The sequence below is a fragment of the Microbulbifer maximicatervae (SeqCode) genome, assembly GCF_052467305.1.
In genome coordinates, this window is record NZ_CP174306.1 from 3,507,086 (window position 1) to 3,524,624 (window position 17,539).

Genomic DNA, 17,539 nt, shown 5'->3' on the forward strand with positions numbered 1-17,539 from the left:
TTTATCGAATTTTCAGTGTTGCCAAACCAGCCAAGACCAGAATGACGGTAATAATCCAAAAGCGCACAATGACTCGAGGCTCCGGCCACCCTTTTAATTCAAAGTGGTGGTGCAGAGGCGCCATGCGAAAAATTCTCTTCCCCGTTAATTTAAAGGATGCCACCTGCAAAATTACGGAAACCGTTTCCATCACAAACACACCGCCCATGATGAACAGAATAATTTCATGACGGGTAATTACCGCAATAATTCCCAGCGCCGCCCCCAGTGCCAGAGCGCCCACGTCCCCCATAAACACCTGGGCCGGATAAGTGTTAAACCATAAGAACCCAAGTCCGGCACCACCGAGGGCAGCGCAGAACACCGCCAACTCCCCAGCTCCTGGAATTGCGGGAATATGCAGGTAGTCAGCAAATTCCATATGGCCGGATAAATAAGCAATCACCCCAAGTGCTCCACCCACCATCACAGTAGGCATAATCGCCAAGCCATCGAGGCCATCAGTCAGGTTAACCGCGTTACTGGAGCCAACAACGACAAAGTAGGTCAGCAATATAAAAGATATCGGTCCCAGGTTTATCGCAACATCTTTAAAAAAGGGAACAAAAAACTGGGTCTCTGCCGGGCTTGAAGCACTCATATACAGATAAATAGCTGCACCCAACCCGGCAACGGATTGCCAGAAATATTTCCAGCGAGCAATAAGGCCACGGGGGTTTTTATAAACGACTTTTTTATAGTCATCCACGAAGCCCACAGCACCGAAAACAAAGGTAACTAATAAAGTAACCCACACGTAACGATTGCTGAGATCAGACCAGAGTAGGGCTGAGGCAAAAATTGAGGCGAGAATCAAGGTGCCGCCCATAGTCGGAGTGCCAGATTTACTCAAATGGCTTTGCGGACCATCATCGCGAACAGCCTGCCCCACCTGTAAATGATTCAACCAATGAATCATGCGCGGACCCACAAGTAGTGAAATACCCAGAGCCGTCAACGCAGCAAGAATTGCGCGCACTGTCAGGTAGTTAAATACCGAAAAACCGCTGACATGTTGTTGTAATAGCTCCGCTAGCCAAAGCAGCATTACTTCTCCCCTCTGCTATTGCCAAGCAGTGCCTGCGCTACCAATTCCATACGGGCGCTGCGTGATCCTTTAACCAAAACTGTGGTTTGTTCATCCAATTGTTGAGTGAGAGCAGTAACCAGGGGTTCTCTCTCGCGATAATTGCGCAGCAACTCTTGCCTCCCCGCAGAAAAGGCCATGCTGGCGGCAGTACCCAGCGGCCCCAAGGTAAACAGCGCATCTAAGCCCCGCTCTCGAGCCAAAGCTCCAACGCTTCTATGCATTTCCTCCGCGTCCGGCCCCAACTCGGCCATATCCCCCAGCACCAGAATTTTTTTACCTGAACGCTGTGACAGCAATTCGATGGCCGCACCTACTGAGCCCGGGTTCGCGTTGTAACTATCATCGATAACCGTTGCACCGGCTATACCTGCCTGCTCCTGCAAGCGCCCAGCAACCCCCGTCACCGTGTTAAGTCCGCTGATTATTTCCACCGCAGGTATTCCCGCAGCAAAAGCACATCCAGCAGCAACGAGAGCGTTGTGAACGTTGTGCTCACCAAGCAATTTCAGGCTAACAGAGTGGGCAACGCCTTCAATTACCAAGTCAAATGAAGGGCAACCGTTAGGGTTCAATACAATATTATCCGCATGGATAGCACACTCATTAGACAAGCCAACAGCCAGAGTCTTTACCCCTTCGGGCATATTCTCCAACCAGTAATTCGCATAGCCATCATCGGTATTGATCACCGCCGTCGCCGATACATCCAAACTGGTATAAATTTGGCCCTTGGCTTTTGCGATAGCATCAACAGAACCAAAGCCCTCGACATGCGCTGGCATTACGTTATTTACCGCCGTCACCTGCGGCTTGCCGATACTACACAGGTAGCCGATATCGTCAGGGCCGTTAGCTCCCATTTCGAGAATCAACACATCGTGTTGCACTGTCAGCCCAAACAAAGTCATAGGTAAACCGAACTGGTTGTTCAGGTTTCCCTCGGTTACGCAGGGTGTATGACTCTGGGAAAAAATTGCAGACAGCATCTCCTTAACGGTGGTTTTTCCGCAGGACCCTGTGATCGCCACAACTGGACCGTCAAACTGCTCACGGCACAGTAAGCCAATTTGTCCTAATGCGACCGTCGTATCTTCAACGCGCCACTGCGGTAAACTGCAACTGGGCACTTCACGATCGACGACCAACCCCAATACCTGGCCATCCAGCTCACCGACAAAGTCGTGAGCATCAAAATTTTCGCCAACCAGAGCAACAAATAAAGATTTGGGGTCCAGCTTGCGGGTATCCGTACAAACCAGTTCAAACTCCACAGAGCCATTGATTAACTCACCGCCAAAACGGCTTTGCAGTTGCTGCAACGTAAGGGAATTAATCACCTTGGCTCTCCTTGCCTTCACTTGACTGGCCCGATTCATCCACGCGGGCTTTGAGAGCTGCAGCAGCTTGCTCACGATCACAGAATTGAATTTTTTCACTGCCGATAATTTGGTAATTCTCGTGCCCTTTACCGGCGATCAATACAATATCCCCCGGTTGGGCTGCAGATACCGCCTGAGATATCGCTATCGCGCGATCAATTTCAACTTCGATATTACTGGCAGCCCCTTCGAGAATATCGTCGATAATTTTTTGTGGTTCCTCGCTACGCGGATTATCGCTAGTCACAATGGCACGGTCCGCCATCTCGGAGGCAATACGCCCCATCGCCGCGCGCTTACCCGTATCCCGGTCACCGCCACAACCAAAAACACACCACAAATTACCGCGACAGTAAGGGCGCGCTGCTGCTAAAGCCGCGCGAAGAGCATCTGGTGTATGGGCATAATCCACCAATACACCCACATCATCGGAACCCTCAACCAGGACACGCTCCATACGCCCCGGCACCGCTTTAATAGTGGGGAAAGCGGCAAGAATATCTTCAAAAGGCATGCCCTCTGCCGCTGCAGCAGCTACCACAGCCAGAGCATTGTGAATATTGAAATCGCCGATTAAGGGTGCGTGCAGCTCACCGCTGCCCCAGGGGGAATTAAGCTTTACAGAAAAACCGCGCTCATGGCGACGCAGGTCAGCAACATATAAATCACCCGCCTGCAGCCCATAAGTAATAACGCGCAGGCCACGCAATTTGCAGCGCTCTGCCAACTGGGCGCCAAACGGATCATCCAGGTTAATGACTCCTCGCTTCAATTTTGGCAGTCCGAAAAGTTTCTCTTTGGCTGCGCCGTAAGCGGCCATATTGCCGTGATAATCCAAATGATCGCGGCTCAAATTGGTAAAAATTGCCGTATCAAAAATCAGCCCATGCACACGTCCCTGAGAAAGGGAATGCGAAGAAACTTCCATTGCGGCAGCGGCAACGCCACTATCGCGATAATTTGCAAAGTCCGCTTGTAAACTCACCGGGTCAGGCGTTGTTAAACCCGTTTCCTGCAATTCGATTTGGTTATCTTTCCAGACACCATTACCAATGGTGCCTATCAATGCTGCACTGCCAAAGTGGCGAGCCAGTAATTGGGAAGTCAAATAGGCGCAAGTGGTTTTACCGTTGGTGCCAGTCACTCCAACCAAGTGCATTTCACCACTGGGATTACCGTGGAAGCGCGCGGCAATTTCCCCTACCCGCTTTGCCAGACCGGGAACACTGACCACCTGGATATCACCACGGCTTTTACATTCCAACTTGTCGCCGTCGGCAAGCACTACCGCAGCACCTGCAGTAATTGCCGCATCGATATATTCCCGACCATCGACCACAGAACCGCGCAAGGCCATAAATGCATCGCCCGCTTTTATCTTGCGGCTATCCAGGGCAATACCAGTGACAGAAATATCGGGAATACCGGCGTAACCCGGCACTAATTCTTTGATAGAAACAGAATGTTGTTCGCGCTGACTCACGATTTTGAACCCCTCTCGCTTAACTGCGCGGCCAATTGCCCCTCCGCCGATTTAATTTTTTCCGGCGGAACCTGCAACAGGCGCATAGCACCAGTCATCACCGCACCGAATACCGGTGCAGCAACTTCACCACCGTAATATTTGGCATGACTGGGATCATCAATAACAACTACCGCGGCAAGGCGCGGATTATCAGCGGGGATAAAGCCCGCAAATACTGAGCGATAGCGATTATCCGCATAACCACTATTGCCAACTTTGTGCACAGTACCGGTCTTGCCGGCGACACGATAACCTTCTACAGCGGCAAGGCGTCCGGTACCCCGGGAAATCACCGTCTCCAACATCGCTGTGACCTGCCCAACCAAGGATTGCTCAATAACCTGCTCAGGCTCGCCCGGTACTTTGTCACCGGATAAAACCAGGGAAACAGGACGCTTAACCCCTTCATTCGCCAGTACGCTGTAGGCTTGTGCCAGCTGCACGGCGTTAACTGTTAAACCGTAGCCGAAGGCGAAATTAGCTCGCTCGATTGGGTGCCAGCGGCTGCGACTGGGCAAGATCCCCTGTGCTTCACCGGGGAAGCCACTGCCCACAGCCTCGCCCAGACCCAAGCGATAAAAGAGTCCCCGCAGAGAATTTGGTTCCAAATCGAGAGCAATTTTTGTAATTCCCACCTGGCTCGACTTGGTAATAATCTTGGTGAGATCTATTTTTCCGTAATTAACCGGGTCCACCAGGGTTTTTCCCGGCACGCGAATATATCCAGGGCTGGTGTTTATTTCTGTTCTTGGGGTGTAGCGCCCGGTTTCCAAAGCCGCCAATACCGTTAAGGGTTTCACTGTAGAACCCGGCTCAAACTGGTCGATCAGCGCACGGTTGCGCATAGCCGCCGATTTAACCCCTTTGCGATCATTGGGATTAAATGAAGGCTGGTTGGCCATGGCCAACACATCGCCACTGTGAGTATCGAGAATCACCATAAAGCCGGAGGCGGCGCCGTTTTCCGACACCGCCCGCTTTAATTCCCGGTAAGCCAAATATTGCAGGCGCATATCGATAGACAAACGCAGATCCCTGCCCGGTTGCGCTTCCTGACGAATTGCCAAATCCCTTACCGTGCGCCCTTTCAGATCTTTAATTACCTGACGTGATCCCGGCTGTCCGGACAGCCAATCGTCGTAGGCCAATTCCATTCCTTCCTGGCCGCGATCATCGATATTGGTAAAACCGAGAAGTTGGGCTACGACCTCCCCAGCAGGATAGAAGCGCCGATACTCTTTTTTACTGAAAACACCTGTAATACCCAGGTCCAGCACTTTCTCAGCCTCTTCTGGAGACAGGTGCCGGCGCAGGTACATAAATTCTTTGTTTCGGTATTTCTTCAGGCGAGAGCCCAGTTTGGAAGACGGTAAATCCAGCGCGCGAGCCAGGCGCACTAAATTCGCATCGCTTATTTCACTCAACAGCTTGGGATTGGCCCACAGGCTGTGTACCGGTGTACTGACAGCGAGAAGCTCACCGTTTCGATCGACTATTGAGCCCCGATAGGCAGCAATTTCTTCGGTGCGTAAGGTGCGGGCCCGGCCCTGGTCTTGCAGGAAACGATATCCGCGCTCAGCAGCAGGCACTACCTGCAGTTTGGCCAAGTGGAACACAAGGGTAAGAGCGAGCAGGCACAGCAGGACCGCCACCAGCGCAAAGCGCCAGCGGGCTATACCCGGCTGAATATCCTTTTTTTTGACTGCGCCCATGTTTTCCCAGTTGGCGTTATCTATTTATTTTGCATCCCGGCTGAGCATGCCACTCTCCAGGGCCTGAACTCCAAAACTCAATTAACGCAAAATTCTTTATAATTATTTAAAGGCCAAAGCCCCCAAACGCAGAAACCCCACCGGGCAAGCAGTGGGGTACTTACGTCTTCATCCAAGGCGGTTAAAACTTAATCCGCCACTACCAATACCTGTTCCGAAGGTGCTGGCATATGCATTTTTAATTTTTCTCGAGCGACCTGTTCGACCCGGCTATAGGCAGACCAGGCACTTTTCTCCAAAAGGAGACGCTCCTGCTCATAGCGCAATTCATCGTGGGCTTTTTGTGCCTTACCGAGCTCAGCAGTTAACTCTCGGCTTTGTTGGGTGGTATGAATAACAGATAGCGACGACAGTATTACCGCTATCCACATTACCCCCACTCCAAGTAGAGCCTTGCCAGACATAAACTCAGCTTCCCGCCAGCTTTTCTGCCACCCGCATTACTGCACTGCGGGACCGCTGATTTTCATCCACTTCAACCGTGTTGGCTTTCACTGCCTTGCCCACCGAACGCAGTGACTTGGCTATCTGACTATCCATAACCGGAAGGCCACGAGGCAACTGGGGACCGCGCTCTTTTTCCCGAATAAAACGCTTCACCATTCGGTCTTCAAGAGAGTGGAAACTGATAATCACCAGGCGCCCACCCGGTGCCAGCAACTGCAGGGATTTATCCAACGCACTCTGCAGATCATCCAACTCGCCATTAATATGAATACGAATAGCCTGAAAGACTCGAGTAGCGGGATGTTTACCTTTTTCCCAAGCCGGATTCGCCTCTTTCACAACCTCGGCAAAATCGAGGGTGCGCTCAAATGGTTTTTCCAGCCGGCGCTTTACAATGGCAGCGGCCATTCGACGGGCAAAACGCTCCTCGCCGTACTCTTTAAACACCCGGGCCATTTCGGCCTCAACCTCAGTGTTGACCCACTCCGCTGCACTGATACCCCGACTGGTATCCATACGCATATCCAGGGGGCCATCCTGCATAAAACTGAAACCGCGCTCGGCCTGATCCAGTTGCGGCGAAGACACCCCCAGATCGAGCAATATTCCACTGACCTTACCGGCAGCTTGCCCGGCAGCCTTATCCATATCGGCAAAAGACCCATGCCAAATGGAAAAACGGGATTCACCGGCAAACCGCTGCTCTGCAAATTCAACAGCCTGGGGATCTTTATCCACCCCTACCAACTGGCCATTGGGCCCCAAGTGCTCAAGGATTGAGGCGCTGTGCCCTCCCCGGCCAAAGGTGCCATCGATATAAAACCCATCCGGCTCAGTCACCAGAGCGTCTACGGCCTCGCGTAACAACACACTGCGATGCAATTCTTGAGACACCCGGTACTCCCCTTATAAAGAGAGGGATGCCATTTCCTCAGGCATACCCTCTTCGTCTTCACTATCATCGAGCCAGGACATCCAGCGCTCCTCACTCCAGAGCTCCAGCTTTTTCCCCTGGCCCACTAACATCAATTTCTTTTCCAGCCCCGCGTACTCACGCAGAGTTGGCGGAATCAATACCCTGCCATTGCCATCCACCTGCAGCTCACAGGCATACCCGATCAGCAGGCGCTGAGCGCGCCGAGCCACTTTGTTAAAGCTGGGCAATGCTTCAATCTTCGGGAGAATTTGCTGCCACTGGGGCGACGGATACACCAACAAACAGCGTTCCTCTGTATGGGCAGTCACCACCAAGCACCCCTCACACTCATCCAACAGCCTATCGCGGACGCGTGCCGGTATTGCCAGACGCCCCTTGGCGTCCATATTGATTGCGTGGCTGCCCAAATACACGTTTAGTGGTTCTCGCTTTGGAGATCGCGCCTCTCGCGACTCACTCCCATATGGCAGGTCAATGGAGAAAGATGTTCGACTTTAATCTGGCGGTGTGAACACCCACTTACTTATCGCGAATAAACCACAAATTTCCACGATTTTCCACTTTTTCCCACTCTCGACACTATAAAACTGGTCGACACAAAGTCAAGGAATTCGACCCCAAAGTCCCCATAACCCCTTGTAAAATCGCGGCCTCCAGAGAAGTGGCGCATATTGGCACATTGAAACTAGTCGGAACAGCCCTATCTGGCACGATCGCCCCCTTAACAGTTAATCAATTTTTTTGCGCCAAGAAGAGGCTTTAGCCGAAATTAAACGAGAAGAAATAGGCGAACACAAAGAGGGCTACCGGAGCCAGGACCACCACATCAGGCAAACAAAAAAGCCCGGCGAATGCCGGGCTTTTGAAATTGTTGAGCTGGCCTGTAAGCCGGGTTCTGTCGAGGACAATCATTCATCTGGGATGCCTGTCACCAGACACCTCAAGCGACCTACCCGCCCTCAGTGCGGGTCACACCTATAGAGGGCCTATTTGGTCTTGCTCCGAACGGGGTTTACCATGCCGCGGACTGTTACCAGCCGCGCGGTGCGCTCTTACCGCACCCTTTCACCCTTACCTGTACTCCCAAAAAAGGAGCCATCGGCGGTCTACTCTCTGCTGCACTTTCCGTAGGCTCGCACCCCCCAGGCGTTACCTGGCGTTCCACCCTATGGAGCCCGGACTTTCCTCCATCGCACAAGACGACAGCGATTGCCCGGCCAGCTCGCGGCGAAGAGTAAAGAGGCGACAGACGGATTGCAACAGGCAATTGCAGCAATCAGTGCCTTATTTTTGCTCCAGGCTCCAGTTGTACAGGGCTTTCTTTTTCACTCCAGTAATTTCGGCAGCGATCGCCGCCGCTTTTTTCGGCGGTAACTCTGCCAGCAACAGTGACATCACACGCTGCGCCTCCCCATCCAGCTCACTGTCACGAGAGCGCTCCGCACCACGTACCATCAAAACAATCTCACCGCGCTGCTGATTGCTGTCAGCGCGGACCCACTCAACCAACTCTGCCAGAGGCATCAACTGAAAAGTTTCAAAGGCCTTGCTGACCTCGCGGGCTATCACCGCTTCGCGATTGCCGCCGAACACGGCCGCCATTGCCTCCAAAGTGTCGGCAACCCGGTGAGGGGCCTCGTAGAACACCAGGGTACGGGTATCACTGGCCAACTCCTGTAGGGCTCGCTCACGGGCACCGGACTTAGCCGGCAGGAATCCCTCGAAACTAAACTTGTCACTGGGGAGCCCGGCGGCGCTCAGTGCGGAGATAAAAGCACAAGCCCCCGGTATCGGGGAGACTTTGATTCCACGCTCCCGGGCTTCACGTACCAGGCGATAGCCGGGATCTGAGATCAGTGGGGTGCCCGCATCGGAAATCAGGGCAATGGTCTGGCCCTGCTCCAAACGCTGCAAAATCTGCTCTGTGCGCTTGTCATCCGAGTGATCGTGATATGCCATCAATGGCGTATCGATATTAAAATGGGAAAATAATCGCTGACTGTGACGTGTGTCCTCCGCCGCAACCAGATCGGCACATTGTAGAACTTCGATCGCTCGCGGTACCATATCGGCCAAATTACCAATGGGCGTAGCGACAATATAAAGCAGCGCCTGATCCGGCCCCATAGCTGTTCACTCCAAATATAAATATTGCGGGAGAAGATTATGTCCGCCTCTTCCCGGCGCACCTCTACTGTAATCACCAGAATGGCAGCTGCCTCACTGGCAGTCGCACTGGCTGCTTGCCAGACACCGGCTTCCCGGCCAAACGTTTACCAGCCGGATTATTCGGCCGGCCACACCGCAAGCCGCAGTGAAGCTGTACGTATGCTGCGCAGTGCCGACACCCTGCCGGCACCGGCGCGGGATCAACAGCGCCTGCAAGCGGCCGCTATTCTATACGAGCTGGGAGATAAAGAGACGGCAAAAGAGGCGGTAATCAAAATTACGCCCGAACAGCTGGACGACAACCTCTTCGCCAGCTATGCACAGGTCTATGGCAGCCTACTTGCCGCAGACGACGACTTCTTCGAGGCCCTCGACCTGGCAGCCTCTCCACGCCTGGAAAATGTGTGGCCGGAGTTACCACAGAAGACTGCCTTACCTCTACGCAGCCTGCGCGCTGACCTATGGGGACTTCTGGGAAATCTCGACAGCGCAATTAGTGAGCGGCGCGAAATCTCCTATATCGCCCAGTCCGACGAAGCGATCACAGAGAATAACAACGGCTTTTGGCATCTCTTGACCCAGCTGCCCTCCAGTGAATTGCAGGCTCGCGCCACCCAAAGCAATGACACCCAGATGCGCGCCTGGTATCAACTCGCCCTGCTGGGCCGCGACACCCAGACGGATATCAGCTCACAGCTGACCGCCCTCAGCCGCTGGCGCGAGCGCTGGCCCGCCCATAGTGCCAATTCCCATCCGCCACAGGCATTGCAGCTGTTAGAGCGCTTGGCCGCCCAGCGGGCAGACCGCGTGGCGCTGCTCCTGCCACTGTCCGGCCCCCTGGGCAACGCCGGCAGGGCAATCCGGGATGGCTTTATGGCCGCCCACTACACCGCTCTGAATGCTGGCGGCGCAACTCCGAAAGTGATGGTTTACGACACCGGTTCCGGTCAGCCATTTGAGGAAATTTACCAGAGCGCCGTAGATGCCGGTGCGCAGATGATTGTTGGCCCACTGGATAAGAGCAAGGTAGCCAACCTGCTTGCCACAGAAAAGCTGCCAGTGCCTACTCTCGCCCTCAACTACGGCGATGAGGGGCGCCTGACCACAGACCTGGTCCAGTTTGGCCTGGCAATTGAAGATGAAGCGCGGCAAATTGCCCAGCACGCTTACCGGCAAGGCAAGCGACAGGCAATGGTCCTCACCGCTGACAATAGCTGGGGGCAGCGCGGCGCTGAAGCATTTGAAGAAGAGTGGCTGCGCCTCGGTGGCTCAGTTAGCATTCGCCGGACGTTTAAGGACAACAGCAAGTTCTCAGCCCTGGTCAGCGATGCCCTGTTAATTCCCGCCAGCAACGCGCGCAAGAAGGAATTGCAGAGTCACCTGGCGGCAAAGCTGGAATTTACCCCCAGACGCCGTGACGATGTCGATATGGTATTCCTGGCAGCACAACCCCAGCAGGCGCGCCAGCTCAACCCCATGCTGACCTACTACTACGCCAGTGACCTGCCCGTATACGCTACCTCTCATGTCTTTGGTGGCAGCATCAACCGCAATCGCGACAGGGATATGAACGGTATTCGCTTTACCGCCCTGCCCTGGCTATTTGAAAGCAATCAAACCAAGCAGGATATCGAGGAGCAGGCGTCGCCCGCACCGGCTTTTGCCAGACTGTATGCCCTAGGTGCCGATGCCTTCCGCCTCTACCCGCGCTTGCCGATGTTGCGCCAATTCCCGGAACAGAAAGTACACGGTCTCACCGGCGCATTGAGCCTGAGCGCTGATGGCCGCATAGTGCGCGAACAAATGTGGGCGCGAATCGACAAAGGGGTGCCGGTGCCCATCACTACCGTCGAGCCCCAGTTGCCGCAGCGGGAGCCGATCGAATTAAGTGGGAATCGTGAGGCTTTTTAAGGGCTCAAGCGGCACTGTCGGCAGCCAAATGGAGGCTGCCGCGGCCCGCTATTTGCAGCGCGCGGGGCTCACCTTATTGGAGCGCAATTATCGCAGTTCACACGGAGAGATAGACCTTATCGCCCGTGAAAGCGATACTGTCGTGTTCGTGGAGGTGCGCTTCCGCCGCAAGAGCCAGTTCGGCGGGGCCGCAGCCAGCGTGGATTCACGCAAGCAAGCTAAGCTATTGGCCACTGCCAGCCGCTATTTGCAGCAACATAAACTGGACTGTCCGTGCCGCTTCGATGTCCTTGCCATAGATGGCGATGCACAAAACATCCAGTGGATTAAAAGCGCCTTCGAAGCCTGAGGCAAAACCGAGATTTACCCTGTCAAGTTATGGTGAGTTCGAGCTCACCTGAATTAAGGACACAATGGAACAGCGAGTCGTAACCCTTTTTCACCACAGTCTTGAAGCCACAATGAACGCTGGCGAGATACTGGCCCCGCTGATTGCAGAAGCCAGCGAAATGGTGGTGCATACACTCTTGGCAGAGAGCAAAGTCCTGCTCTGTGGCAATGGTGTCAGTGGCGCATTGGCGCAAAGTTTTAGCTCGCAACTGACCGGCGGCTTCCAGCGCGAACGCCCCGGCCTACCGGCTATGGCCCTCAACAGCGACGGCGTCTCCATGGGCACCGTTGCCTCGAACCACGGCGGTGCAGACACCTTCGCACACCCGGTTCGCGCCCTGGGGCAACCCGGTGACCTCCTCGTAATTATCAGCAGCGATGGGCGCGACTCAAACCTGGTTCAGGCCATGCGTGCGGCTCGGGACCGGGATATGGGCATACTCGCACTGACCGGCGGTGATGGCGGCGACTGCGCCGCCCTGCTCGATACCCATGATATTGAACTACGGGTGCCATCCGATGTCGCAGCAGAGGTACACCAAGTACATCTTCTGACAATTTTTTGCCTGTGCGACCTAATCGACAGTAGTTTGTTTGGTGGCTACGAGGAATAAACGATGAACAACAAAAAGTTGACCCTGGGGAAATATCTCCTGGCTGCCCTCGCGGCAACCACCTTGTTAGCGGGATGCAGCACTGTATTGGAGGCCACCCATGACGGCCCCATACAACAGGACCCCGGCGAGCGATCTTTTGGCACCTATATTGATGACCAACGTATCGAGACGGTGACCACAGTCAATATCAACAAAGCTCACCCGGACCTGAAAACCTCGAATATCAATATCAATTCTTTTAATGGTGTTGTACTGCTCACTGGCCAGGTACCCAGCCAGGAACTGCGCCTGCTTGCCGGACGCACGGCGGAACAAGTACAGAATGTTCGCCAGGTCTACAACGAAATTCAGGTGCGCGGTAAAGTCACTTTACTGGCTAGCACCAGCGATACCTGGCTAACCACCAAGGTGAAAAGCAACTTGTTTGCCAATAAAGAAGTAGACAGTGGTCGCATCAAAATCGTGACCGAGAATGGAGTTGTTTATTTGATGGGACTGCTAACTCCTGCCGAAGCGGAACGGGCAGCCGAAGTAACCCGCTCGGTAGGCGGGGTACAGAAGGTTGTAAAAGCAGTGGAATACATCAACTAATACTTCCCGCACTACACAAACAAAAACGGAGGCAACTGCCTCCGTTTTTGTTAGCGCTCAAGTCTGTAACTTATACGCGCTCTATAGCAACCGCTGTAGCCTCACCGCCACCAATACACAGGCTTGCCACGCCCTTCTTGGCATCGCGCTTTTCCATCGCTGCCAACAGGGTAACCAGGATACGGGCACCGCTAGCACCTAACGGGTGGCCGAGGGCACAGGCACCACCGTTAACATTGACCTTTTCCCAGGGCAAATCGAGCTCACGCATTGCAGCCATAGTCACTACCGCAAATGCTTCATTAATCTCGAATAGGTCCACATCCGCCGCAGACCAACCGGCATTCTCCAGCAGCTTGTGCATAGCGCCGACCGGAGCCGTAGTGAACCACTCGGGCTCACGGGCAAACTGGGATTGCCCCTTGAGAACAGCCAGAATTTTCAAGCCGCGCTTCTCGGCTTCACTTTTGCGCATCAACACCAGCGCCGCAGCACCGTCAGAAATAGAGCTTGAGTTCGCAGCGGTTACAGTGCCGTCTTTACGGAACGCCGGTTTTAGCTGAGGGATTTTGTCTGGACGGGCATTACCTGGGGCCTCATCGACACTCACCTCAATCTCACCTTTGCGAGAGGCAATCGTGACCGGGGAGATTTCACGAGTAAAATCACCACCTTCAATCGCGGCCTGGGCACGCGCTAGAGATTCCAGGGCAAAAGCGTCCTGCTCTTCGCGGGTGAAATCGTACTTATCGGCAGTAGATTCGGCGAAAGTACCCATCAGCTTGCCATCTGCAGCATTTTCCAGGCCATCCAGGAACATGGAATCTTTGACCTCTCCATGACCGAGGCGCATACCAGAGCGGGCCTTGGCCAGCAGGTAGGGGGCATTGCTCATGCTTTCCATACCACCAGCAACGATAACCTTACCCTCACCCATCAGCAGGGCATCGCGGGCCATCATCACAGTCTTCATTCCGGAGCCACACACCTTGTTAACAGTGGTGCAAGGAGTGCCGACAGGGATGCCAGCACCCAGTGATGCCTGGCGTGCCGGAGCCTGACCGACACCTGCCGGGAGCACACAACCCATCAGCACTTCATCCACATCGGCAGGTGCCACACCCGCGCCCTCAAGGGCTGCGCGAATCGCCGCAGCACCCAACTGCGGGGCAGTGAGGGCTGAAAGGCTGCCCTGCATAGCGCCCATTGGCGTACGCGACATTCCGACAATCACTACAGGGTCCGAAGTTACATCACTCATTCTGGCTGCTCCAAGTTCTGTGCCGCCATCACTGTGGTGGCGGCAATTGTTTTAATGTCGCCGCATTATAGCCGAAGCCCCACCCCGCTCCGCCAGGGGTGCGGCCGGTGCGTATCAGTATCAGCCCATCGTGTTACTATTTACGCCACCAACAGGGATAAATAGGGGAGCGTTATGGGGTCTACGGGACTTATTGTGCTGGCGGTGGTCATCGCACTGTTCTTTTTCATCATCAGTATCTTTAACAAACTGGTTTCACTGAAAAACCACAGTGAAAATGCTTTTGCGCAGATCGACATACAATTAAAACGGCGCCACGATCTGGTGCCAAATCTGGTGGAGAGCGCCAGGGCCTACCTGAACCATGAGAGAGACACCCTGGAAGCGGTTATCAGCGCGCGCAATGGTGCAATGTCAGATCTCAAAACCGCCGCTAAAAACCCCACTAATGCCGCCGCAATCGATAAGCTCGGTCGCGCTGAAGGTCTTCTCAACAGCGCTCTCGGCCGCCTGAATATGGTGATTGAGGCCTACCCGGAACTGAAAGCCGACCAGACCCTCCGCGAACTCAACGAGGAGTTAAACAGCACCGAAAACCGCGTGGCATTTGCACGCCAAGCTTTTAACGACTGCGTCACCAGCTACAACATCTACAAGCAGAGCTTCCCCCCAGTATTTCTGGCCGGCCTTTTTGGCCACAGAGCCAACGCCCAACTGCTTGAGTTCGCAGACTCAGAAACCTTTCAAGTCGCGCCACGTATCGAGTTTTAAATATGAACTTTTACGTTCACCAGGGCAAAGCCAAGCACAGCAGTCGTTTGCTGGTTTTCCTGTTCAGCCTGGCCCTCATTGCCCTAATCAGTTTGAGTACCCTGGCTACCGCAGCCATGGTGTCACTGTCTCGCGGCCAACCATTTACTCCCTTTGAAGTTGTGCAACTTCTGGGCTGGGAGACCCTTGGCTCAATAGCCTTTGTCATCGGTACCGTCGTTATCCTGGGCAGTCTGTACAAGTTCCATCAATTATCCCCTGGGGGAAAGGCTGTGGCGGAATCCCTAGGAGGGCACAAGCTTAATACTTCCGCGCAAACTGAGCGGGAAAAGAGAGCACTCAATGTTGTGGAAGAGGTCGCTATTGCAACAGGTATTCCGGTACCCGATGTCTACATCATTGAGGACAGCAGCATCAATGCCTTTGCCGCTGGCCAAAACCCTACCGACGCCATTATTGGCCTGACGCGGGGCTCCTTGGAAAAGCTTACCCGGGAGGAACTACAGGGCGTTGTTGCCCACGAGTTCAGTCATATTCTCAATGGAGACATTCGTCTAAACACCCAGATCACCGGGCTGTTACATGGAATCTTAATTATTGGACTTTTGGGACAGCTCCTTGTCAGAAGCCCGGCACCCCACAGGCGCATAACCCCCATAAGATATCCTCTACTAGGCCTGGGAATAACTCTGATTATCCTCGGCTACACCGGTACGCTAATCGGCAACCTGATCAAGGCCGCAGTCAGTCGGCAGCGGGAGTTTCTTGCCGATGCCTCCGCAGTACAATTTACTCGCAACAACCTCGGTATTGCCAACGCACTGAAAAAGATCGGTGGCCACGATTTAGGCTCAGAACTCAGCAGCCCCAACGCAGCAGAGTTTAACCATATGTTGTTCGCGGTTGGGGTAAAACACTCTCTGCTCAGCCTTTTTGCCACTCACCCTCCACTACCGGTGCGCATAAAGAGGCTAGAACCCGCCTGGAATGGCCTATTCGCCAATACGGAAGAGCAGGTAAAAAGTGAGGCCCAGACTTTAAAACCCAGTGAATTGCAAAATCCTCAGTTCGCCATGGCCGCTCCTACAACGCCTTTCCAGGCTGCTCTGGATGCGGTGGACAACAGCATTGCCAAGCCAGATACACATCAAGTCGAGCTTGGACATCAACTACTGAGCTCTATTCCACCCCTTATCCAGCAGGCTGCACACGAACCCTTTACCGCCCGGGCACTGGTTTACTACCTTCTTCTGCACAAGGATAAAACCGAGCGAGACAAACAGCTAAACCTCTTGGAGAAAATTGCCCACCCCGCTGTTATCCGCGAGATGAAAAAACTCACACCACATATGGAATCACTGCCGAGCAACGCTCGCCTCGCATTGATAGACCTATGTATCCCGGCCTTGCGTGCCCTAGTCCCCCAGCAGTACCAGATCTTTAAACGAAACCTTATCAAGCTTCTACACAGCGATGGGAAAGTTGAAGTTTGGGAGTGGGCCCTGTACCGGGTATTAATGCACGCGCTCGACGGCGCTCCAGATCGACAGCGCCTCTCCCACAGAAAACATGCCAACAAAGATGCTTCACAATTTATCATTGCAGCCATCGCCCATGCGGGAAACAGCCAATACCTTCCAGCAAAACGTGCTTATGAGAAGGGACTCAGTGCTCTCAGCCTTGAAATAACCCCGCTACCTGGCATCGCTGATATCACCCTACCACGACTGGACAAGGCCATTGCAATCGCCAGCCTTATACCGCCCCTGGAGAAACCCGACTTACTGAAAGCGATTGTGATCACCTTGAATCACAATGGGGTAATTAAAGCGGAGGAGATCGAACTGTTAAGGGCCGTCGCTGACAGCCTGGACTGCCCTATGCCACCGATTATCGATAAGTCTAGGTAGCCGCACAACGCCAGCACAAATGCTGGCGTTGTGAAACCTTAATGGGCGTGGTGCTGATAAACCGGCCCGATGCCCACACTCCATAAAATGACGGAGCCAATAAGCACCGTAACCATCATTACCAAGGCAACGGTTAATACTGCACAGGCATACAGAAATGCTCGATCCTTATTCATATTCATCAGGATCGGAATGCCGGCAAAGACCAGGTAAATAGAATACATCCCGGCAATGCCTACCGACGCCATCGTGAGCCAGGGGTGTGGATAAAGGACGACGATACTCGCCAGGAAGATTGGCGTAGTAATAAACACCGCAAGTGCCGTGCCTTCATAATGGCGCGTGGGCTCATCTCCCTCAACTCCGTAGGATCGTGCCATCCAGTTAATAAACTCTCCGAGGCAATAGACGCCAACCAGCAATGCAAAATAAGTAACAACCGACAGAACAGCCGCACTTTCAGGTGTCAGCTTTGCCAGATGCCCCCCAACCTGGAAGCCTACCCGGGTAACCCCAAAGTAACCGGCCACGGTAGGAATCAACGCCAGAAGCGGCACATGAGTTACAAACACCTCAAAAAAAGAATGTCGATCAGCGCGTATCGCTTTCCACTCTTTTTCCGGGTTGGTAAGAATACCTATTGTATGACTGAGTATCCGCACACCAAATCTCCCTTCCAATACCCTGCTTTGCAGTATCGGTGGCGCACAACGGATTGACCAATGCCAAA

Annotated in this window: 16 protein-coding genes and 1 other RNA gene; 6 read left to right on the plus strand and 11 right to left on the minus strand. The window is 53.8% G+C overall.

Annotated elements, in window-relative coordinates; all coding sequences use genetic code 11:
* Position 1: 1 nt before the first annotated feature.
* The 9 genes from mraY to rsmI all read right to left on the minus strand — a co-directional run bounded on the left by mraY (position 2) and on the right by rsmI (position 9,316).
* Positions 2-1,087 (minus strand): phospho-N-acetylmuramoyl-pentapeptide-transferase, encoded by a 1,086-nt coding sequence (mraY, locus tag ACJJI4_RS15280; protein ID WP_413663013.1) that lies wholly within the window; start codon positions 1,085-1,087, stop codon positions 2-4.
* Entirely contained in the window at positions 1,087-2,466 is a 1,380-nt protein-coding gene (locus ACJJI4_RS15285; protein ID WP_444925696.1) for a UDP-N-acetylmuramoyl-tripeptide--D-alanyl-D-alanine ligase, read from the minus strand. The genes mraY and ACJJI4_RS15285 overlap by 1 nt, the downstream gene beginning before the upstream one ends.
* On the minus strand, positions 2,459-3,991 hold the full coding sequence (locus ACJJI4_RS15290; protein WP_444925697.1) for a UDP-N-acetylmuramoyl-L-alanyl-D-glutamate--2,6-diaminopimelate ligase: 1,533 nt from the start codon (positions 3,989-3,991) through the stop codon (positions 2,459-2,461). Before ACJJI4_RS15290 ends, ACJJI4_RS15285 begins: the two co-directional genes overlap by 8 nt.
* Positions 3,988-5,745, minus strand: a complete 1,758-nt coding sequence (locus ACJJI4_RS15295) for a peptidoglycan D,D-transpeptidase FtsI family protein (protein ID WP_444893031.1) — start codon at positions 5,743-5,745, stop codon at positions 3,988-3,990. Before ACJJI4_RS15295 ends, ACJJI4_RS15290 begins: the two co-directional genes overlap by 4 nt.
* A gap of 188 nt (positions 5,746-5,933) precedes the next feature.
* Positions 5,934-6,209 (minus strand): cell division protein FtsL, encoded by a 276-nt coding sequence (ftsL, locus tag ACJJI4_RS15300; RefSeq protein ID WP_413663017.1) that lies wholly within the window; start codon positions 6,207-6,209, stop codon positions 5,934-5,936.
* Between the two features lie 4 nt (positions 6,210-6,213).
* Positions 6,214-7,146 (minus strand): 16S rRNA (cytosine(1402)-N(4))-methyltransferase RsmH, encoded by a 933-nt coding sequence (gene rsmH, locus ACJJI4_RS15305; protein ID WP_444925698.1) that lies wholly within the window; start codon positions 7,144-7,146, stop codon positions 6,214-6,216.
* Positions 7,147-7,158: 12 nt separating this feature from the next.
* Positions 7,159-7,602, minus strand: coding sequence for a division/cell wall cluster transcriptional repressor MraZ (gene mraZ, locus ACJJI4_RS15310; RefSeq protein WP_444925699.1), 444 nt, complete (start codon positions 7,600-7,602; stop codon positions 7,159-7,161).
* Between the two features lie 455 nt (positions 7,603-8,057).
* An RNA gene (rnpB, locus tag ACJJI4_RS15315) (RNase P RNA component class A) lies at positions 8,058-8,414 on the minus strand.
* Between the two features lie 59 nt (positions 8,415-8,473).
* A complete protein-coding gene (rsmI, locus tag ACJJI4_RS15320) occupies positions 8,474-9,316 on the minus strand; it encodes a 16S rRNA (cytidine(1402)-2'-O)-methyltransferase (protein WP_444925700.1) in 843 nt (280 codons plus the stop codon).
* A gap of 39 nt (positions 9,317-9,355) precedes the next feature.
* Between rsmI and ACJJI4_RS15325 the strand changes: the two genes are divergently transcribed.
* From ACJJI4_RS15325 to ACJJI4_RS15340, 4 genes are all read left to right on the plus strand, one after another.
* The gene (locus ACJJI4_RS15325) at positions 9,356-11,269 is read left to right on the plus strand and encodes a penicillin-binding protein activator (protein ID WP_444925701.1); all 1,914 of its coding nucleotides are present in this window, start codon (positions 9,356-9,358) and stop codon (positions 11,267-11,269) included.
* Positions 11,256-11,618: a YraN family protein gene (locus tag ACJJI4_RS15330; protein ID WP_413663021.1), complete on the plus strand. Its 363-nt coding sequence runs from the start codon at positions 11,256-11,258 to the stop codon at positions 11,616-11,618. The genes ACJJI4_RS15325 and ACJJI4_RS15330 overlap by 14 nt, the downstream gene beginning before the upstream one ends.
* A 64-nt stretch (positions 11,619-11,682) precedes the next feature.
* Positions 11,683-12,273 (plus strand): SIS domain-containing protein, encoded by a 591-nt coding sequence (locus tag ACJJI4_RS15335; RefSeq protein ID WP_108734203.1) that lies wholly within the window; start codon positions 11,683-11,685, stop codon positions 12,271-12,273.
* Positions 12,274-12,276: 3 nt separating this feature from the next.
* Positions 12,277-12,867, plus strand: a complete 591-nt coding sequence (locus ACJJI4_RS15340) for a BON domain-containing protein (protein WP_413663022.1) — start codon at positions 12,277-12,279, stop codon at positions 12,865-12,867.
* A 70-nt stretch (positions 12,868-12,937) separates the two neighbouring features.
* Here ACJJI4_RS15340 and ACJJI4_RS15345 read toward each other — a convergent pair whose 3' ends face one another.
* Complete coding sequence (locus ACJJI4_RS15345; RefSeq protein WP_444925702.1) at positions 12,938-14,128, minus strand: acetyl-CoA C-acyltransferase; 1,191 nt, start codon at positions 14,126-14,128, stop codon at positions 12,938-12,940.
* 174 nt (positions 14,129-14,302) lie between these two features.
* On the opposite strand from ACJJI4_RS15345, the gene ACJJI4_RS15350 reads away from it, so the two are divergent.
* Both ACJJI4_RS15350 and ACJJI4_RS15355 read left to right on the plus strand, forming a co-directional pair.
* Positions 14,303-14,899 (plus strand): LemA family protein, encoded by a 597-nt coding sequence (locus tag ACJJI4_RS15350; protein ID WP_444925703.1) that lies wholly within the window; start codon positions 14,303-14,305, stop codon positions 14,897-14,899.
* Positions 14,900-14,901: 2 nt separating this feature from the next.
* Positions 14,902-16,809 (plus strand): M48 family metallopeptidase, encoded by a 1,908-nt coding sequence (locus tag ACJJI4_RS15355; RefSeq protein ID WP_444925704.1) that lies wholly within the window; start codon positions 14,902-14,904, stop codon positions 16,807-16,809.
* A gap of 38 nt (positions 16,810-16,847) precedes the next feature.
* Here ACJJI4_RS15355 and ACJJI4_RS15360 read toward each other — a convergent pair whose 3' ends face one another.
* Positions 16,848-17,471, minus strand: a complete 624-nt coding sequence (locus ACJJI4_RS15360) for a Yip1 family protein (protein ID WP_413663026.1) — start codon at positions 17,469-17,471, stop codon at positions 16,848-16,850.
* Positions 17,472-17,539: the final 68 nt, after the last annotated feature.

Coding starts and splice junctions, on each gene's coding strand:
- mraY (WP_413663013.1), bottom strand. CDS start 1,087: ATGCTGCTTTGGCTAGCGGAGCTATTACAACAACATGTCAGCGGTTTT.
- ACJJI4_RS15295 (WP_444893031.1), bottom strand. CDS start 5,745: ATGGGCGCAGTCAAAAAAAAGGATATTCAGCCGGGTATAGCCCGCTGG.
- ftsL (WP_413663017.1), bottom strand. CDS start 6,209: ATGTCTGGCAAGGCTCTACTTGGAGTGGGGGTAATGTGGATAGCGGTA.
- rsmI (WP_444925700.1), bottom strand. CDS start 9,316: ATGGGGCCGGATCAGGCGCTGCTTTATATTGTCGCTACGCCCATTGGT.
- ACJJI4_RS15325 (WP_444925701.1), top strand. CDS start 9,356: ATGTCCGCCTCTTCCCGGCGCACCTCTACTGTAATCACCAGAATGGCA.
- ACJJI4_RS15335 (WP_108734203.1), top strand. CDS start 11,683: ATGGAACAGCGAGTCGTAACCCTTTTTCACCACAGTCTTGAAGCCACA.
- ACJJI4_RS15340 (WP_413663022.1), top strand. CDS start 12,277: ATGAACAACAAAAAGTTGACCCTGGGGAAATATCTCCTGGCTGCCCTC.
- ACJJI4_RS15345 (WP_444925702.1), bottom strand. CDS start 14,128: ATGAGTGATGTAACTTCGGACCCTGTAGTGATTGTCGGAATGTCGCGT.
- ACJJI4_RS15350 (WP_444925703.1), top strand. CDS start 14,303: ATGGGGTCTACGGGACTTATTGTGCTGGCGGTGGTCATCGCACTGTTC.
- ACJJI4_RS15355 (WP_444925704.1), top strand. CDS start 14,902: ATGAACTTTTACGTTCACCAGGGCAAAGCCAAGCACAGCAGTCGTTTG.